Annotated in this window: 14 protein-coding genes and 1 pseudogene; 7 read left to right on the plus strand and 8 right to left on the minus strand. The window is 45.5% G+C overall.

What is annotated here, in order from left to right; translation table 11 throughout:
* The 5 genes and pseudogenes from ATB78_RS23955 to ATB78_RS23975 all read left to right on the plus strand — a co-directional run.
* Positions 1 to 242, plus strand: a pseudogene (locus ATB78_RS23955) (IS5/IS1182 family transposase); the annotation flags it as partial.
* Positions 243 to 980: 738 nt separating this feature from the next.
* Positions 981 to 1,877 (plus strand): LysR family transcriptional regulator, encoded by an 897-nt coding sequence (locus ATB78_RS23960; RefSeq protein ID WP_061010825.1) that lies wholly within the window; start codon positions 981 to 983, stop codon positions 1,875 to 1,877.
* 95 nt (positions 1,878 to 1,972) lie between these two features.
* Complete coding sequence (locus ATB78_RS23965) at positions 1,973 to 4,015, plus strand: FUSC family protein (RefSeq protein ID WP_061010826.1); 2,043 nt, start codon at positions 1,973 to 1,975, stop codon at positions 4,013 to 4,015.
* 145 nt (positions 4,016 to 4,160) lie between these two features.
* Positions 4,161 to 4,736: a DedA family protein gene (locus ATB78_RS23970; RefSeq protein ID WP_005440257.1), complete on the plus strand. Its 576-nt coding sequence runs from the start codon at positions 4,161 to 4,163 to the stop codon at positions 4,734 to 4,736.
* A gap of 179 nt (positions 4,737 to 4,915) precedes the next feature.
* Entirely contained in the window at positions 4,916 to 6,283 is a 1,368-nt protein-coding gene (locus ATB78_RS23975; protein WP_061010827.1) for a Na+/H+ antiporter NhaC family protein, read from the plus strand.
* A gap of 48 nt (positions 6,284 to 6,331) precedes the next feature.
* On the opposite strand, the gene ATB78_RS23980 is transcribed toward ATB78_RS23975, so the two are convergent.
* From ATB78_RS23980 to ATB78_RS24005, 6 genes are all read right to left on the minus strand, one after another.
* Complete coding sequence (locus ATB78_RS23980) at positions 6,332 to 7,168, minus strand: 3-keto-5-aminohexanoate cleavage protein (RefSeq protein WP_061010828.1); 837 nt, start codon at positions 7,166 to 7,168, stop codon at positions 6,332 to 6,334.
* Positions 7,159 to 8,490: an aspartate aminotransferase family protein gene (locus ATB78_RS23985; protein WP_061010829.1), complete on the minus strand. Its 1,332-nt coding sequence runs from the start codon at positions 8,488 to 8,490 to the stop codon at positions 7,159 to 7,161. Before ATB78_RS23985 ends, ATB78_RS23980 begins: the two co-directional genes overlap by 10 nt.
* A 207-nt stretch (positions 8,491 to 8,697) precedes the next feature.
* Positions 8,698 to 9,966, minus strand: coding sequence for an O-acetylhomoserine aminocarboxypropyltransferase/cysteine synthase (locus tag ATB78_RS23990; RefSeq protein WP_005440265.1), 1,269 nt, complete (start codon positions 9,964 to 9,966; stop codon positions 8,698 to 8,700).
* A 178-nt stretch (positions 9,967 to 10,144) separates the two neighbouring features.
* Complete coding sequence (locus ATB78_RS23995; RefSeq protein ID WP_061010830.1) at positions 10,145 to 11,281, minus strand: lipase family protein; 1,137 nt, start codon at positions 11,279 to 11,281, stop codon at positions 10,145 to 10,147.
* A gap of 2 nt (positions 11,282 to 11,283) precedes the next feature.
* Positions 11,284 to 11,850: a DUF6795 domain-containing protein gene (locus ATB78_RS24000; RefSeq protein WP_061010831.1), complete on the minus strand. Its 567-nt coding sequence runs from the start codon at positions 11,848 to 11,850 to the stop codon at positions 11,284 to 11,286.
* 162 nt (positions 11,851 to 12,012) lie between these two features.
* Positions 12,013 to 12,915 (minus strand): LysR substrate-binding domain-containing protein, encoded by a 903-nt coding sequence (locus ATB78_RS24005; protein WP_061010832.1) that lies wholly within the window; start codon positions 12,913 to 12,915, stop codon positions 12,013 to 12,015.
* 106 nt (positions 12,916 to 13,021) lie between these two features.
* Between ATB78_RS24005 and ATB78_RS24010 the strand changes: the two genes are divergently transcribed.
* Positions 13,022 to 14,278, plus strand: a complete 1,257-nt coding sequence (locus ATB78_RS24010; protein WP_061010833.1) for a D-amino acid dehydrogenase — start codon at positions 13,022 to 13,024, stop codon at positions 14,276 to 14,278.
* 307 nt (positions 14,279 to 14,585) lie between these two features.
* The gene (locus tag ATB78_RS24015) at positions 14,586 to 16,133 is read left to right on the plus strand and encodes an alanine/glycine:cation symporter family protein (protein ID WP_005440270.1); all 1,548 of its coding nucleotides are present in this window, start codon (positions 14,586 to 14,588) and stop codon (positions 16,131 to 16,133) included.
* A 128-nt stretch (positions 16,134 to 16,261) separates the two neighbouring features.
* Here ATB78_RS24015 and ATB78_RS24020 read toward each other — a convergent pair whose 3' ends face one another.
* Entirely contained in the window at positions 16,262 to 16,855 is a 594-nt protein-coding gene (locus ATB78_RS24020; RefSeq protein WP_009705589.1) for a GPR1/FUN34/YaaH family transporter, read from the minus strand.
* Between the two features lie 179 nt (positions 16,856 to 17,034).
* Complete coding sequence (locus tag ATB78_RS24025; RefSeq protein ID WP_061010834.1) at positions 17,035 to 18,699, minus strand: glycoside hydrolase family 19 protein; 1,665 nt, start codon at positions 18,697 to 18,699, stop codon at positions 17,035 to 17,037.
* Positions 18,700 to 18,808: the final 109 nt, after the last annotated feature.

Genomic DNA, 18,808 nt, shown 5'->3' on the forward strand with positions numbered 1-18,808 from the left:
ACCCTCGCAATTTAGCAGTAGGTTGTCAAAAGCTCTACGGCTCCAACAAGAAGTGGAAAAAGCGGTATGGCTATCACAAGCGCTCACTATCAGAGACAGCAATGTACCGAGTAAAACAGCTGCTAGGTGGGAAATTAAGCCTAAGAAATTACAATGCTCAGGTTGGCGAGACTTACGCAATGATCAAAGCGCTGAACAAGCTTACAGGACTTGGTATGCCTGAAACTCAGTATATTGCTTAAGAACTGAACAACTTTAGGCTGCCATGTCTTCCCACCGAATTAAGCAACAAAGCCGTAGATAATACGCATCAAAGAATCATAGGCAAGCAACGAATTAAGTCGTAAATGTCTAAATAATATGCAGAAATCAAGATTTCACTTCTTAACCCACTATTTCGATAGGGAAAAACACTCGTTAATCACTCGGCATAAATCTTCAAAAAACGAGAAGTAAGTCACACAAACCCAACAGATGAAAAATCATATAAATCAATGACTTATTACCACAATTCGTAAAAGGGTAAACAAATTTCTGTTTTGCTTTGTAGCGACTCGTTGAAAGGTTAAAGATTACATACGCATATTGCTGAGTTTATTTTCTAGTCTTCAGCCTGCCTAACCTGCAAGTGGGAGTTGAACTGGCATCCAATCTTCGAGGAATAGAATAGCGTTCAAACATATGGATGGTGGCGTCGGAAAAAATACTCAAGCGAGTGGTTTCGAGTTGTTGATTCTTTAAAATAGTGCTAAATTCACGTACTAAATTTGAAATTACCATTCAGATAAACCACTGATTTTTAAGCGATTGGTTCGACAAAGGCGTATCCCGCCAGCTCCACCAAACGTTTGGAAAGGGCCAACTCGAAAGGGTTGGCCCTTTTTGTATCTGCAATTTGTATCTCCCCTCAACTCATCGCTTTGATTCCTAGCCAAAATCTCTTAGTCTGTGGTTAAGCATTCATCAATGGACATGAGATCATGCTAAAAGGCAGTGAATACCCTTCTATTCGTGCACTTCGAACCTTTGTTGCGGTTGCTAACCATCTGAGTTTTTCTAAAGCGGCAGAGAGTTTGTGCGTAACTCAAGGTGCCGTGAGTAAACAGATTGCGACGCTAGAGCAACTGGTTGGGCTGCCTTTAATTCAGCGTGGTATCAATTGTATTGAGCTCACCGAAGAAGGAAAACGTTACTTACCCAAGGTAACCGAAGCGTTGGAGATCATCCAACATGCGACGGCAAGCTTGATTCAAACCGACACAGAGCAAGAGTTACTGGTAGTCGATGTAACGCCTTCTTTCGCCAGTTTGTGGTTGGTGCCAAACATTGATGCATTCCATCAAATCCATCCTGATATCCGCGTTAAAGTTCGCACCAGTGATGGTCCAGTAAATCAGTTGGATGTAGACAGCGACATCACCATCCGCTGCCTTCCTCTTTCTAGTCACTACGAACATGGTCGATTATTGCGTCAAGAAACACTACTGCTAACGGGCTCATCAAGTTCTTCAACGTGTAACGACAAACAGTCCATTACGGATTTCGCTTTTATTCCTCAAACGACACGCCCGCAGTTGTGGGAGCAGTTCAAACTAGAACAATCTCTGCAAAGCGCGATTCATTATCACCCCGTCGGTCATGAGCATTTCTATCTTTCTTATGAAGCGGTCAAGCTTGGCAAAGGGCTTGCTCTTCTGCCTGATTTTATGGTGCAACAGGCGATGTCGAGAGATGAGGTCTACCACATCCAACAACTGAGTATGCTTAGCCATTATGGCTATTACGTATTTGTGCCGAACTACCGTCTCGCAGCGCGAAAAGTATCGCTGTTCAATGATTGGCTATTTACTCAGCTTGGAGATGCGTCGATTAAGTAACGACTCCGCTTCAATTTTTCAATCTGTGGTTGAAGCCAGCACATCTAAAGATATTCGCGTTACACTGAAGGGGTTGCCAACTGTAATGAGGGTTTATGACGTTATCTCCTGCCTTTCTGCGTAAAATCTGGTACTCCCCTTCTGTCAACCTTGGTCTGCGTGCCACCAGCGCGATTGTTCTGTTCATGGGTTTGGGTGTGCTATTCAACCAAATCAATCTCGCTATGACGGCTTTAATGACCATGCCCGCAGCCTTGATCAGCGGTTTAGACACTGCCGGTCCTAGACGCTGGACACGCTTTGCGATTACCGCTTTTACGTGGAGCATTACGCTCGTCATCAGTTATACTCTGCTGAATATGGGCTTACCACTGTGGCTTACTTACGGCGCGATGGGAGCAGTATTGGCCAGTACAGCAGTGAATGGTCCGTTTTGGGGACGTCTTGGCATGTCGAGCTTACTGATCGCGGTCGTGAGCTTGTCGCTACATAATTCCAGCGCGGTACTTGGTCTCTATCCTATGTTGGTGTTGGGGCCACTCACTTTTGCGCTGTTCAGTTGGCTTTGGTTTGCCTTATGGAAGCATTACGCACTGCGCGTTTGTCTTTCTGCGACTTACGAGACACTAGCGGACTATATTCAATATCGCCAAGCTTTCTTGCTTGGAAGCGAAAACGATGCCCCGAAACGACGCATCAAATATCAGTTGATTGAACTATTCCAACAAGCGCTGCAATCGGAATCTTTTCGCTCGAAACATGAAGACGCCAACTCATTACGTCAGGCTTTGTTTTTGGCGCTCGATACGTTTGAAGTCATCTTGAGCAGCCATACCAGCAACCCTGATCTGCTCAAGCAATTTCAATCCAGTAAACCGAAACGAGATCTGCTCTTGGTTTGGAGCCAACACTGTCAGCAAAGATTAAGGCACAAAGCCAAGCAGCTTTTGCATAACACGCATGAAGAGATGGAACACTTGAGCTCATTAGAGCAGGAAGCCCATGATTTGATTGAGGCGGTGAAGCTAGAAGACCAACCTCGCTTTCGCTACTGGGCATACGCGGTCAAGCATATTTCTCGTCGTATTGAACTGAATGAACCCGCTTATGAACGCTCCTTTGAGGTGCAACCATTCGAACTGTCTTTTCGTTTACCGAGTCGAGGCAACCCGATTTGGCGCCACGTGACTCGCGTTGGTTTGATGTTTGCGCTTGGCGCTGGGATTGCCGAATACTTTGAATTGATTCGCCCGGATTGGGTGTTGATTTCCATGTTAATGGTGATCCAGCCAAGTTTCTTGGCAACCCGAAGTAAAACTTGGCAACGCTGTTTAGGTACAGCGCTTGGGGTATTGTTCGCCACCTCATTGATTCACCTTGGTGTTCCGACGACCATTCTGCTTGCATTGATCGCAGTTCTATTACCTGTCGCAATGCTCAATATTATGCGTCATTACTCGCTGGCGATTGGCTGTATTACCGCACTGTTAATTTTGGTTTATCAGACCATGGCACACCAAGGGCTCGACTTTGCCGCACCACGCCTGATCGACAATGTCGTCGGTGGCGCAATTGTCTTGCTCGGTTATGGCTTATTGTGGCCGCAGTGGCGAGGTAAGGAGATTCATACCCAAGCATTAAAAGCACTAGATAGTTCAAAAAGCTTATTTGTGTATTGCTATGAGCAGTTACAAGTCGACACAGAGCAACGTGATCATATGGCGCTCACTAAGCAACGTGCCGCTATGCTCACTGCTGAAAGCGACCTTGAACTGATTTACAACGAGATGCAGCAAGAGCCAAGGCACACTCGCGCCGATCCACATTATTACGAAGATATGTTGAGCCATTATCGCTTGTTGAGTCACTACCTCTGCTTGCTGATCCCTCTAGTGAGAGCGGGCACCCATTATCAAGGCTCACCGCAAGTCGAACGCCTGATTAATGATGCGATGGATGCGTTGATCAGTACGATTCGTGACAATCGTGTTCATGAACTGCCTGCACTGAGCAATAAAACCGATGCCGATCATCCCTCCTCACCGGCTGGTCAACGCTCTGTCGAAGAGATCATCTGGTTAGCATTGATGACCATTAAACAAATGCACGACTTAGTAAGGCGTAACCTAAAAGACTAAATACGCAGCACTATTATCAACGGCGTGTCAGATTTTACTGACTAAGAACAACGTCGATTGACCAAGCTAACTAACAGGAGTATCACTCCAGCTTCGTTCCACTTTTGTTAGAGGAAAGCGTTTGGAACACATAAATGAACTATTAATGGCGATGAAGCCGCTGCTTGAGCAATATGGCTATCTCGCCCTTATCGTCAGCATCTTTCTTGAAGGCATTGGTATTCCGATGCCGGGGCAATCGCTAATGATTGCGGCGTCTATCATTTCATCTGAGCATGTCATGAACCTTAGCCTAGTGATGATAGTCTCTTGGTTGAGTTGCTTTTTTGGCAACACGTGCGGCTACCTGATTGGCTATTACTTTGAAGGTTGGTTAGACAAGAAAGGCTATATTTCTGGTCCCAAAATGCAGAAGCTACAAAGTACAATTCAGAAGTATGGTCCTGCTTGCTTGGTTGTTAGTCGCTTCGTGGAAGGAATGAAGCAGTTTATGCCGCTTGCTTGCGGTATTGCTAAGATGCCGCGCAAAGAGTTCTTGTTAGGTAACGCGCTTGCAACCACCATTTGGGTTGCCGTGTTCAGTTTGCTCACCAACTTCGCGTTTGAGCATTTGAGCGTCCTTAGCCAGTTCTATACCGATCATCGCTACGTGGTTTGGTCTAGTGCAGCACTGCTGTTCTCACTGATGATCTTCGCGCTTCTCAAACGAAAAAAAGCGTAAATGCTCTAAACCAATATAATTCCACAAAGGCTCACGGTATCAATAAGATATGTTATGTGAGCCTTTTTTATTGGTCTTTTCGATTAAAAACAACCAGCCATTTAGACGTCTAGACGTTGACAAGTCTTTGGTGTCAGATTAGTCTGCTCGCCTTATTTATTGATTATGTTGTCGTTCACATGTCTGGTTCTAAAAATTCTAATAAAGCAATCGCACCATCAGCGGTCGCACTTTTACCTTTAGTGCTATTCCTTGCGCTGTTTATTGGCGTGGGCACTTACTTATCTTTGCAAGGCGTTGATTTCGCGTTCTACCAATTGCCAGCGCCTATCGCGGTATTGCCTGCGGTGATCCTTGCGCTCATCTTAAGCAAAGACAAACTCAATCGTTCTATCGAGCACTTTATGCGTGGTGTAGGTCATCAAGACATCATCGCAATGTGTATGATCTACCTGCTTGCTGGTGCCTTTGCTGCGGTAGCAAAAGCGTCTGGCGGCGTAGATGCGACTGTTAACCTTGGCCTTTCTGCGATTCCAACCAGCATGATCTTGCCAGGTATCTTCCTGATTTCTGCGTTTATCGCGACGGCAATGGGCACCTCAATGGGCACCATCGCAGCAGTTGCGCCTGTTGCTCTGGGCATTGCTCAATCAGCGGGTATGAGCCTTCCATTGACTGCTGGTGTAGTACTTAGCGGCGCAATGTTTGGTGATAACCTTTCGATCATCTCAGACACCACCATTGCTGCAACACGCTCTCAAGGCTGTGAGATGAAGGACAAATTCAAAGAGAACATCCGTATCGCACTGCCAGCAGCACTGGTGGCGCTTGTGATCTTCGCCTTCAACAGCACAGCGACTCAAGTACCAGAAACTGGTCCTATTGAATGGTTGAAAGTGCTGCCATATGTGACGATTCTTATCCTTGCTGTGTCAGGCATGAATGTGTTTGTCGTGCTTACTATTGGTATCGTTTTGGCGGGTGGCGTGAGCTTGTCTTCTATCGATGATTACGGTCTAACCAACTTCGCACAAGACATCTACTCAGGCTTTGGCAACATGCAAGAGATCTTCTTGCTGTCTATGCTGATTGGTGGCTTAAGTGAGCTTATGCGTCGCCAAGGCGGTCTCGCGTTTCTAACTAACCTAGTGAGCGGCATCATCCGTACGTTTGGTTCTAACCACTCGAAAGAAGCAAATGGCCGAGCAAGCGAACTAGGTATTGCAGGCCTGGTTTCGATGGTGAATACCTGTACCGCTAACAACACGGTTGCCATCATCGTATCAGGTAGCGTGGCTCGTCAGCTGGCAGAAGAGAACAACGTTTCACCACGTCGCTCTGCAAGTTTGTTGGATATCTTCTCGTGTGTTATCCAAGGTGTATTGCCATACGGTGCGCAGGTTCTACTATTGGGCTCGGTATTTAACCTTTCTCCAATAGAAGTTGTCGCGAACTCTTACTACTGTTTCGCACTTGCAATTGCAGCAATCGTGGCGGTGTTTATCAAGCATCCAGCACGTCAGCCTGTACCTCAGACTGAAAGCTAAAATTAAATTTGAAGAAGGCTCCGATTGGAGCCTTTTTTGTATCCGTGACTAAATGGACTCTCGAAAACTCTCCGCATCATACAGGGGCACATCGAGCAATTCACAAATCTCTTTTAATCGCCGAACTTGCTCTGCATTATTTTTCGCGAGTTGACCATCCGAACTCAAATGGTTGTTCTCAAAGCCTACCCGAGCATCCAATCCCAGTAACATTGCATGGGTTAAACAGTCTTGCTCTCTCGCGCCAAACGCACACACGGCGCACCTAACGTTCTCTTCGATAAAGCGCTCCAAATGCAGTGTCCGTAAATCCCATGACGAAGATTGTTGAGCCTCATGATAACGGCCAAGTACCACTAACGCGTGTTGGTTGTGCTTGGGTAAAACGCCTCGCTCTCGTAGGGAGAAATAGCGCTCGATGTCTGCTTGATCACACAAAATGATTTGACTGAGAATACCCAGTTCAGCGACCCAATCAAAAAAGACAAAACCTTGCTCTTCACTCTGCTCGTCAGGAATCAGTTCACGCAAAGCAAAGGAAGCGGCTTCTGGTTTTACCGCTTTGATCAGCGCTATTTGCTGTTGTGGTGAATACACACCAACAGCCTCAGTCGTGAGCTGAACAATCATCGAATCCCCAACCGCAGCTTTCACCGCGTGGTAGATTTCTAAGTTGTCATCAACCTCTAGAGAATGCCTACCTTGCGCATCTCTCGCGTGCAAATGGATCATAGTAGCCCCAGCCTTTTGACATGCTTTCGCTTCGGCAACCATTTCTTCAATAGTCATCGGCAATTGATCATGGTCTTGCTTAGTTTTTCTCGCCCCATTGGGCGCAACAATAATCGCGATTCGAGCTCTTTTAGTTTGGGAGTTCACTGCCATTTCTGCGACACCTCTCTAAGTGTACGAGTGAGCTTTTCCACCAGCTCGTCAATGTGGCTTCGTTCGATGATAAAAGGCGGTGCAAGAAGGATATGATGCCCATTTACACCATCAATCGTGCCGCCTATTGGGTAGCACATCAGTCCATTTTCCATCGCTTTTTGCTTGATCTTTTTGTCTGCCAAGGTTGAATTAGGCAGCGGTGTTTTACTTACTCTGCCTGCGACAAGCTCAATGCCAAGAAACAGCCCTTTACCACGAATATCCCCAACATACGGGAAGTCTGAAAGCGCCAACTCGAGTTCTCTTTTTAACATTGCTCCTTGTTGATTGACGGCTTGCAGGAGCTTTTGGTCACCGATGGTCTGAATGGTTGCAACGGCAGCCGCGCACGCAACAGGGTGCGCCATAAAGGTATGCCCGTGCTGAAAGAAGCCACTACCAGACGCGATTGCTTGATAAACTTTGTCATTAGCAACAACGGCACCGATAGGTTGATAACCCGCCCCTAACCCTTTCGCCATACAGACTAAATCTGGGACGGCTTGCTCTTGTTCAAAAGCAAAAAAACTACCGCTGCGTCCAACACCACACATCACCTCATCCATGATCAGCAACACATCATAGCGATCGCAAATCTCTCGTATTCGTTTGAAGTAACCTTGAGTGGCAGGTACTGCGCCCGCTGTTGCGCCAACTATCGGCTCTGCAACAAACGCCATGACGTTATCCGCGCCCAGTTCTAAAATCTTAGCTTCAAGCTCATTGGCGGCTCTCAGTGAATAATCGAGTTCTGACTCATCTTCTCTTTGATAACGATAGGCATAACACGGCGCAATATGATGGCTTGGGTGCAAGATGGGTTTGAAAGGTTCTCTCCGCCATTCATTACCACCAACAGCCAACGCACCAAGCGTATTACCGTGGTAGCTTTGTTGGCGGGCAATAAACTGCTTTTTCTCTGGCTTACTGCATTCCACAAAGTACTGCCTTGCCATCTTTAGTGCCGATTCAACCGCTTCAGAGCCTCCACAGACTAAGTAGACGTGATTGAATTGTGATGGCATTTGCTTGCAAATCAACTCAGCCAACTGCTCACTAGCTTCGCTAGTAAAAAAGCCCGTGTGAGCAAAAGGCACTTTTTCGATTTGGTCGAGCATGGCTTGTTTAACCGTTTGGTGGCTATGCCCAAGGTTTGAAACAGAAGCACCGCCGCAAGCATCGAGGTATTGGTTGCCTTGATTATCGAACAGGTAAACCCCTTCCCCTCTGGCGATAGTGGGCAATTTGGCGTGGCAATGACGGTGAAACACGTAAGACATGAGCGTCCCTTTCTAGTGACTATTTTCTAAGCATAGTCAGTAAGATGAGACTTATACGCAAGGTAAGAAAAGTACACCATCATGAGCATTTGGAATACCGTAACCCAAATACTCAAAAATCATTATAAATAAGTACCTTATAGAAATAAGGCCAGCTTTTGGTAAGGCTGGCCTATGGGTAACCAAAAGCTCTGTTGAAAAGTATAATTACGCGTTCAGAGCTTGTTCTAAATCAGCCAAAATATCATCGATATGTTCAATGCCGACAGACAAACGAATCATCTCTGGAGAGACGCCCGCTTGCTTTTGTTCCGCCTCACTCAACTGTCGGTGTGTAGTTGATGCAGGATGACAAGCAAGCGACTTCGCATCACCAATGTTCACCAATCGCTTGAAGATCTTAAGCGCATCGTAAAAACGTACACCTGCCTCGTAACCATCTTTTAAACCAAACGACAAAATCGCCGACGGCTTACCTTGCATGTACTTCTCTGCCAATGGATAGAACTCAGAATCTGGCAAACCTGCGTAACTTACCCAACTCACTTTATCGTGCTGGCTTAAGTATTCCGCAACTTTGAGTGCGTTTTCAGTGTGTCTCTCCATACGCAGCGACAGCGTTTCCAGCCCCTGCATCAACATAAACGCATTCATCGGTGACAAAGCAGAACCAGTATTACGCAAAGGAACGGTGCGAGCACGGCCAATAAACGCTGCCTCTCCAAATGCCTCGGTGTAAACCACACCGTGGTAAGAAGGTTCAGGCTGATTAAATACTGGGAAACGATCTTTGTGCTGTGCCCAAGGAAATTTACCCGAATCAATGATGATGCCACCCAATGTCGTACCGTGACCACCCACGTACTTAGTCAGTGAATGCACCACGATATCAGCACCAAATTCGATTGGTTTACATAGCACAGGAGTTGCGACTGTATTGTCGACAATCACAGGCACGCCCTGCGCATGAGCCAGCTCAGCAACACGTTCAAGATCGATGATATTGCCAGCCGGATTACCAATGCTTTCACAGTAAACCGCTTTGGTATTCTCATCGATAAGCTCCGCGAGACTTTCAGGTTTGTCATCCTTGGCAAAACGTACCTCAATACCTTGGTTCGGCAACATATGCGCAAATAAAGTGTAAGTGCCGCCGTATAGCTGAGGAGTAGAAACAATGTTATCGCCGGCTTGCGCGAGCGTGAGAATGGCATAGTTAATTGCCGCACTGCCTGCACTGACAACCAAACCAGCAATACCACCTTCTAGTGCTGCCATACGTTTTTCCAACACGTCATTGGTTGGGTTCATAATACGGGTGTAAATGTTACCTGGAACTTCAAGGTTAAAGAGATCAGCACCATGCTGAGCATTATCAAACTCATACGCGACCGTCTGGTAAATCGGTGTCGCAACTGATTTGGTTGTTGGGTCGGTTTCGTAGCCAAAATGGATCGAGAGTGTTTCGTCTTTCATGCATCTTCCCTGAACTATTGAGTGAATGGTTATTCTTTTATATTGCCGATTTTTTCAGCAAAGAAATGCTGCTCTAGTCACAGCGATGGGGTTAGGTTTCGGAAAGACGGTGTAGACGTATGTAAGGTATAACTAACGCAATAGAAAAGCCGCCTCATATAAGGCGGTTTCTAAAAAACTAAAAAGTACTCTTAAGAGCTGCATTCACCGCTTGATTCAACTTATTGATAACCAGCTTAAAAACCCAACGTATAAAAGAAAATGTAAATTTAATAGCTATGTTTGCTCCCTTACCGGCAAACATCAACATATGGCCGAGCAAACCTTTCACTCGCTCTGCATTCTCCTCTGTTAACTCTGAGATCTTTACCATTGAACGAGCAACTGCATCATAAACTGTGGAGATTGTTGCCCCCATACTTTGAAGCCCAAAGGTACCTAAAGCCATGGCGTTATCAGCCAACAAAGTTAATATTGCTGCAGATATTTTGTCAGCCCAATCTGAAGAGTTCGTTACTTGTATCCGGTTGCTGTAGTTCAAAACGACTCGTTTAAAAATCGTGTTTGCTTTTTGAAACCCGAGGCTGTTCCAATTTTTAGAGCGAGTCAAAAAAATATAATTGTCTATATCATGTGCACTCTTGCTTAGACCTTTCGCACGACTTAATAAATATTCTGATCCATCATAAGGAACGTGATAGAAAGGCCATACTGGAGCCTTAGGAACTGGGTCAGCACCATTTACACAACGAAAATGTTCTGTGATTCTCGGGGAGGCGTTGATTGAAAAAGACCTTAATCCAACTCTTGGAGAACCAAAAGTATACAGTTTTACTTTTCCTTTAAAAGAAGGATTTGCTGAGATCCAATTGGCTGTTAAAGTCGCTAAAGCACCACCTAAGCTATGCCCTACACAGTGTATAGTTCCATTTGCAGAAGTAGGGTTATCATGAAGAAACTTTGTGATCCCTTTTCTCATCGAGAAGAATGTAGATTGGAATCCCGCATGTACAACCTCACCAGTATCAGTTCCCTTTCCATGAGCAGTTATATCAGTAATCTTATCCGCTAAACCTGCAGTCCCTCGACAAGCAATAATGAGATCACCTTTATGGCGCTGCCCCTTTCCTTTTCCTAATAACGCGAAGCCTGTTTCAGAACGGAAGAAAAAGCCCCCACTTGTACCTTTAGCTACATCAGAAAAAGTAAAATCATTTTCAAGTTCAATAGGCATATCAAGGTACGAGTGGTTATATCTAATTTCATAAGCTAACGATGATAAAACACTAGCTTGGTTTGGTGTAATGGAAGCCATTATTAATCCTTTTCTTTAATATAATTATCCGTATTTTCGTCATACCTATAAGTAGATATATAATCCGCTTTCCAATCACAGATAGAGTGGACTGAAATAGGAGGCCCCTCTGGAGATAGATCAACCTGATGTATATATTGGACACTTGTTAGTTCACACTTCATATCATTGAGCATTAATAACAGCTTTTTATTACTCCTAGGGGGTACTGATGCTCCCCACAACTTATATTTATTGTTAATAAACTCAACAAAAATAAACTGCCTAACTTTTAAGTTTTGCCCAAAAATATCTTGAGGAGCACTAGACTTAACAAACCTAGAAGAAAAATAGAATTCACCAAACTGATTGGTTTGGACAACATCTTTAATAATTTTACCTTTTTTGTATCCTTCGTAAAAAACCTCCCGATGAACCGTTAACCCCGCCTGTGGCACGCCATCAAGCTTGATAACACCACGCACGTCCGGAGACATTTCCACATCGTATTTTTTGAACGGCCAAAACATTGCACTTGCTCCTACCGAAAATAGAGCTAGGGCCAACATAAGAGAGATTCTTTTAGCCATAGTCTTTCTCATCCATTGATTAATTTTTGGATGATATGGAAAAAGAAGACAGAGTGAGAGGAGTTAATAAACGGAAGGCAATTTGTGGGAAGCAATTCGAAGTATCATGTAATTAAGAAATTTATTTTTATTATTTCTTAAACACTTGTGCCAATTATCTCTCTACATTGATGATTGGACTTGCTGTAAAAGCCAACGTCTAAATCGTGCTGTAGGCTCACTTTTGGTATTAATAATCAGGTAGTATCCTGCGTTAGCATCCACAGGTTCAAATGGCGAGACTAAGCGACCGCTTTCAAGTTCATCTTCCACCAGCGCCATACGCGCCATTGCTATCCCCACCCCAGCTTCGGCAGCAGACATTGCCATATCCGTACGATTAAAGAAGTGCCCTACCTCTGTTTTGAAATCGAACCCCATGCTTGATGCCCAGTACAGCCATTCATAGTCACGCGGAGCCTTATCCCATGGCATAGCATCGTGCAGTAACGTCGCGTCTCGCCATTGTTCTGGTGACGCTTTAAGAGTTTTTAGCCACCTATGATCCTCAAGATATTTGGAGCTCATCACCGGTAGAAGTTGCTCATTGAGAATCCGCTCTGCGCTTTTATCTCGATAGGGATGAGAACCGTAGTCTATCGCGACGTCATAGTCCTTTAGCTCACTATTCACTAGTGCTCCCTCGGCAAAAATCTGCACTTGGAGATCGGGGTTTTCAAGATGAAAGCTTTCGAGGCGTGGAACTAACCATTTAAATGCAAAAGAAGGCGTCAGTTTGAGGCGAATTTCATTGTGGGGCTTTTCAATTTGCAGCTCTTTAATTGTCTTTCCTAGTTCGGAGAAGTGAAATTGTGAGGATTGAGATAACTGCAATCCTTTAGGCGTCAGTCGAATTCCACGCGAGTGGCGTTCAAACAAAGTAAAACCGAGCTGTTCTTCTAACTGAATAATTTGCTGGCTGATCGCCCCTGTCGTTAGGTGCAATGCCTTTGCAGCACTGGTAAAGCTGCTGTGTTCCGCCACTTGGCTGAATAACCACAATCCGCTAACGACACTACTTTTCATTCTTAAGCCTATAGTTTTTCTAAACGCTGAATGTAATTTATATCGATTGTTAACAAAAGGTAAAGAAGAGAAACTGCGCAACATCGAAAATGTGTGGAGCGCATCAATGGAAGTCATCGTAATAGGCAGTGGTGTTATCGGCTTAACCTCGGCTTGGTATTTATCTCAGGCTGGCTATCAGGTCACCGTGATCGATCGCCAACCAAGCAGTGCGATGGAAACCAGCTTCGCTAACGCCGGACAAATCTCTTATGGTTACTCTTCACCATGGGCAGCGCCGGGGATTCCACTCAAAGCCATAAAATGGCTCACTGAAAAACATGCACCACTCAAAATAAAACCGTCTCTTAGCCCAGAGCTTATCCGCTGGGCAACGCAAATGGTGTCGAACTGCACTTTATCACGCTATCAAATCAACAAAGCCCGAATGCTCTCTATCGCCAATCATAGCCGTGCGTGTCTGGAGCAGTTGCGCCGTGATCATGCGATTGAATATCAAGGGCGCCAGTTAGGCACCTTGCAAGTATTTCGCTCTCAACAGCAGCTCCACGCCATAGAGAAAGACCTTAAGCTGTTAGAACAAAGCGGTACACGTTTTCAGTTAATGGATGTCGAACAGTGCATCAAGCAAGAGCCAGGATTAGCATTAGTAAAAGAAAAATTGGTCGGTGGGCTATATCTGCCTGATGACGAAACGGGTGATTGTTTTCAATTCTGCAAGCAGTTAACAGAGCTAGCAAAAGCCCATGGTGTAAGGTTTGAATTCAATACGGAGGTGAGCAATTGGGTTACTGTAGGCAAAAAGATCATGGGTGTCCAAACGGACCGTGGTTTGTTTAAAGCAAATCAGTTTGTCCTTGCCTCTGGCAGCTATTCTACAGCGTTACTCAAACAGCTTGAGATCGACATTCCTGTTTATCCCGTCAAAGGATATTCACTGACGGTGCCAATTGAGTGTGAGCAATTTGCGCCACGTTCTACCGTCATGGATGAAACCTATAAGGTCGCAATGACGCGTTTTGATGACCGCATTCGTGTCGCGGGAACCGCAGAGCTTGCTGGCTTTGATCCTTCATTGCCGCAAAAGCGCAAAAATACGATTGAAATGGTGATTCGAGATCTGTTTCCGCAAAGTGCCGATTTTACTCAAGCCGAGTTCTGGAGTGGATTTCGCCCTATGACACCCGATGGGACGCCCATTATTGGAGCAACACCTTACGACAATTTATTCACGAATACAGGGCATGGCACGCTCGGTTGGACTATGGCTTGTGGCTCAGCTCAGATACTGACAGACGTCATCATGAACGCCGTTCCCAAAGTGACAAATCACTCAGAATTGAACCTGAGTCGTTACGCCTAAACACCTGCAAACCATTTCAAACAGTGCATTACTCCACAAGTTGAATAGCATTCAGAAGATATGACTTTCATCTCTCGCAGCATATTTTCATGACAATGTGCTGCATATTCAATCAATTCATTGTTATTTCCAATAAAAACCACACAGATACATAACAAGAACCAATTTTTAACAATATTTAACCATTCTGTGCCCACCATCACGCTACAAGGGATTTTTAGTTAAAAAGGTTAACAATTGCATTACAAAAAAGGGTAATGTGTTGTACGAAAAACAACCACAACCATAACAAACAGGGAAAATACTCATGCAGTCATTAGTTGATTTTCTGAATGGAATTATCTGGAGTCCGGCACTGATCTATCTGTGTCTTGGCGCTGGTTTGTTCTACTCGATCATGACGCGCTTTGTGCAGATTCGTCACTTCTTTGAAATGTGGCGCTTGCTACTTAATGGTAAGAGTTCAACCAAGGGGATTTCATCATTTCAGGCTTTGGCCGTTTCGCTATCTGGCCGTGTAGGTACAGGTAACATTGCAGGTGTTGCTGCCGCTATCGGCTTCGGTGGCCCTGGTGCAGTATTCTGGATGTGGGTTGTTGCCTTCTTTGGTGCAGCAACGGCATACGCAGAATCAACACTCGCACAGATTTATAAAGAGGAAGACGAAGGCGAATTCCGCGGCGGTCCAGCTTACTATATCGAAAAAGCAATGGGTCAGAAGTGGTACGCATGGATCTTCGCTATCGCCACCATCTTTGCATGTGGTGTTCTACTTCCTGGCGTTCAATCGAACAGTATTGGTAACGCGGTAGAAGCAGCATTTGGTTCAGGTGACATGATTGAAACCGCTATTGGTACCTTCAGTTTCGCTAAAATTTTCACTGGTACGGTTGTCTGTGTCATTCTTGCCTTCATCATTTTTGGTGGCGTAAAGCGCATCGCGAACTTCACTCAAATTGTGGTTCCGTTCATGGCGCTGGCTTACATCATCACCGCTTTCGTTATCATCCTACTTAACATCGGTGAGATTCCACGCATCGTTGGCATGATCATTGGTGATGCATTTACACCAATGGCAGGTATTGGTGCTGCGATTGGTTGGGGTGTAAAACGTGGTGTTTACTCTAACGAAGCAGGTCAAGGTACTGGTCCTCACGCAGCAGCAGCGGCAAGTGTTGATCACCCAGCACAGCAAGGTCTTGTTCAGTCATTCTCAATCTACATCGATACACTGCTAGTGTGTTCAGCAACGGCGTTTATGATTCTTATCACTGGCGCGTACAACGTTCACGGTGCAGTAGAAGGCGCGTTCCTAGTACAGAACCTTCCAGCGGATATCGGTGCGAATGGCCCTGTGTTTACGCAAATGGCGATTGAGAGTGCCCTACCAGGCGTTGGTAAGCCATTCATCGCAATTGCGCTATTCTTCTTCGCCTTCACGACAATTCTGGCGTACTACTACATCGCAGAAACCAACATTGCGTACATCCGCCGCACTGTGAAAGTAAACGGTCTGATGTTTATCTTGAAGGTCATTCTTATCTCAGCGGTATTCTACGGTACGGTTAAGACCGCGAATCTTGCGTGGGCAATGGGTGATGTGGGCGTAGGCCTAATGGCATGGCTGAACATTGTTGGCATTCTGATCATCTTCTTCATGTCGAAGCCTGCACTAAAAGCGCTGGCTGACTACGAAGAGCAACAGAAACGCGGTGTGACTGAGTTTACGTTCAATCCAGTAGCACTTGGTATTAAAGGCGCGACTTACTGGGAAGAGAAGTACAAGCGCAAAACAGGTAAAGCACCAACCGCAGACAGCGATACAACAGAAACGGTAGAGCAACCATCTACCTAATGCTTCACTTAGTATCCTCCCCCAATGGGTTGGCAGGTATATAAGAAAAAGCAGTGGTCCGAACAACGGACATTAAAAAAGGGCTAGCCAGTGGCTAACCCTTTTCTTTTGCATTCAATTCGAAGCGATTAAGCAGCGATTTCTTGCGTTGCAACTTGTGGCTTTTGCTTTTCACCAACAGGAAGTACGGTACGGCCGTATTCGTTGTTTAGTACTTGAGCCATTGCAAAGTAGATTGCGCTCGCGCCACAGAAGATACCTTCGAAGCCTGCGATAGTACCGATCAGCTCGCTACCAGTGAAGTCACGTGCCGCTAGTAGGAAGAACAGAATAGTAAGAGAACCGAATACTACTTGCTTCGCTACTGGGTAGCATAGAGAACCAATGAACATGAAGCCAGTGAAGATACCCCATAGTAGTAGGTACCAACCCATGAAGTGTGCAGGGCTTGCTGGAAGACCCATGTAAGGCATTACGATTAGACCAACTAGTGTTAGCCAGAATAGACCGTAAGAAGTAAATGCAGTCGTACCGAACGTGTCACCACGCTTGAAGCACATCATGCCAACAAGTACTTGGCTTAGACCACCGTAAAAGATGCCCATAGCCAGAATCATAGAATCCATTGGGAAGAAACCTGCGTTGTGGATGTTTAGCAGGATGGTAGTCATACCAAAACCCATTAGACCTAGTGGCGCTGGGTTAGCCAGTTTTGTAGACATGTACATTACCTTTTCAAAAATGTTGATAAAAATTGCGCGCGAATTTTAATGGACTCAAAAACAAAAGAGAAAAGACGTTATTGAAAACTTAGATTGCACAAATAAGCAACCAAACGAATAAAAAAAGACCCTGCTAAAAAGCAGAGTCTTTATAGATAGTTAGACTATTTATTGTTCAATTACTGGCAAGAGATCTCATCCCAGAACCAATTGCTCTGTGTCGGTGATTCCCATACTCCCGGTCCATTTTTCGCGATAAAGCATTTGCCTTGATAAGTCACTTTGTCGCCATTAGCCACTTGAGTCACACCTGGTTCCCATGCAATAAAGTCACCCGATACTGGTGGTTCTGTTACAGGAGGCTCAGTCGTTGGCGGTTCAGTCGCTGGTGGCTCTGTTGGCGTACCTGAGACCAATTTCCAAGGGTCACCTTTAGTAGGCTCATTACCTTGTGACCACCACTTCGCTTCATATACCGCCCCCTTGTAAGAGACTTGGTCGCCCGTGTTATAAACCTTGCCTACATCCCATGCAGCAACACCGCCTACAGGTGGATCAACCGGATCGACTGGGTCTAATTTATCGACAACGCGAACTTCAGGCCAACCTGCATGAGATTGGTAGAAGTTAGTAACACACTTCTCGTAATCACCAGCCACTAGCGCTGAATACGCGGTTTGGAAGCCAACCAACTCACATTCAAATGAGTGACCGCCTGGGCGATCTGAGTAGTACTTCCAGTTACCATCCCAGTTGGTGTAAAGCACGTCAGTGGCACCGTTAAGGTTTAAGCTACCGTAAGGCGTTTGTTGCCAACAGGTATTGGTCTCATCGGCTTCGATAGGAATCTGATAGTGTGCCGCTAGACCTTCCCAGTAACGAATGCGGTTAACTGGCTGACCTTTATCTTTGTTTTGCTCACCACATTCAATACCACCGTTGATGACGTTGATCGTGGTACCAAAGCCGTAGCCAATGCCCGCATCAATTTCACGCTGCGATGGTACCCAAGTACGATCAATCACGTGCAGCATTGCTGGTTTTGGCGCTTGAGGGGTTAAGAAGAACCAAATCGCAGAAGCTAAGTTCAACCATGAGTCAGCGACTAAGCCCGGATTTTTCAGTAATACCGATGCATCACCATCGAACATCACTTCAGAGAAAGCGCCGTAGTTAAAGTGGTAAGAAAGCTGTTTTGCACCACGACCGAAATACCCCTGACCAGGTTCACAAGGCCAACGCTTATTTTGCCAATCGTTCTGACCACAGCCTGTGGTGTAACCTTCTTGACCTTCAGACCATCCCATTTCACGCACATGAACCAATGCTTGTTGCCACTCTTCAAGTGCAAGCGGGTTGTCAGATACGTTATCAACCGCAATGTGACCACCGGTTTCCTGAGCAAAGTGTGCGAATGCTGTCACGATAGATTTCTTACAAATCGCGTCTGAATCACGCCCGTCTGTGTACTCACCACAGAATGCGGGGAACTTACCGATCGCACGCAAGAAACGTGTGTACGTATACTCTGGTGCCGCCATCTGAGTAAGGAAGTTCCACTCGCTCTCAGGGAAGACACGTTCAACTCGCTTAACGTTTTCCGGATTGCTTGCTGCTCCTGGAACAATCGCTTCAACAACCGTATTTGGACGAGTCTCTAGCGCTTGTGACCAAATAGCATACATAGGGTCAGAGGTTTTACTTTGCTCCATAGCTTGGATGTCGCCACGAGCAATCACGTAACCATTTGGGTTTTGTGGATCAGGTTGGATATTCATGCTGGCATGAGCTTGTGCAGCAAGTACACAACCCAATGCGAGAGGCAGATGTTTGAGTGCAAACATGTCTAATCTCCGTATTTAACAATACAATATACAAGGAATAACTAGACACATAGTGGATCATGTAGAAAAAACGCCGAGTGAAGTGAATTAATTCTGCGACGCAAATTTC

It is taken from the genome of Vibrio sp. CUB2 (genome assembly GCF_001557945.1).
In the GTDB taxonomy this organism is placed as follows: domain Bacteria; phylum Pseudomonadota; class Gammaproteobacteria; order Enterobacterales; family Vibrionaceae; genus Vibrio; species Vibrio owensii.

Coding starts and splice junctions, on each gene's coding strand:
- ATB78_RS23960 (WP_061010825.1), top strand. CDS start 981: ATGCTAAAAGGCAGTGAATACCCTTCTATTCGTGCACTTCGAACCTTT.
- ATB78_RS23965 (WP_061010826.1), top strand. CDS start 1,973: ATGACGTTATCTCCTGCCTTTCTGCGTAAAATCTGGTACTCCCCTTCT.
- ATB78_RS23970 (WP_005440257.1), top strand. CDS start 4,161: ATGGCGATGAAGCCGCTGCTTGAGCAATATGGCTATCTCGCCCTTATC.
- ATB78_RS23975 (WP_061010827.1), top strand. CDS start 4,916: ATGTCTGGTTCTAAAAATTCTAATAAAGCAATCGCACCATCAGCGGTC.
- ATB78_RS23980 (WP_061010828.1), bottom strand. CDS start 7,168: ATGGCAGTGAACTCCCAAACTAAAAGAGCTCGAATCGCGATTATTGTT.
- ATB78_RS23985 (WP_061010829.1), bottom strand. CDS start 8,490: ATGTCTTACGTGTTTCACCGTCATTGCCACGCCAAATTGCCCACTATC.
- ATB78_RS23990 (WP_005440265.1), bottom strand. CDS start 9,966: ATGAAAGACGAAACACTCTCGATCCATTTTGGCTACGAAACCGACCCA.
- ATB78_RS23995 (WP_061010830.1), bottom strand. CDS start 11,281: ATGGCTTCCATTACACCAAACCAAGCTAGTGTTTTATCATCGTTAGCT.
- ATB78_RS24000 (WP_061010831.1), bottom strand. CDS start 11,850: ATGGCTAAAAGAATCTCTCTTATGTTGGCCCTAGCTCTATTTTCGGTA.
- ATB78_RS24005 (WP_061010832.1), bottom strand. CDS start 12,915: ATGAAAAGTAGTGTCGTTAGCGGATTGTGGTTATTCAGCCAAGTGGCG.
- ATB78_RS24010 (WP_061010833.1), top strand. CDS start 13,022: ATGGAAGTCATCGTAATAGGCAGTGGTGTTATCGGCTTAACCTCGGCT.
- ATB78_RS24015 (WP_005440270.1), top strand. CDS start 14,586: ATGCAGTCATTAGTTGATTTTCTGAATGGAATTATCTGGAGTCCGGCA.
- ATB78_RS24020 (WP_009705589.1), bottom strand. CDS start 16,855: ATGTCTACAAAACTGGCTAACCCAGCGCCACTAGGTCTAATGGGTTTT.
- ATB78_RS24025 (WP_061010834.1), bottom strand. CDS start 18,699: ATGTTTGCACTCAAACATCTGCCTCTCGCATTGGGTTGTGTACTTGCT.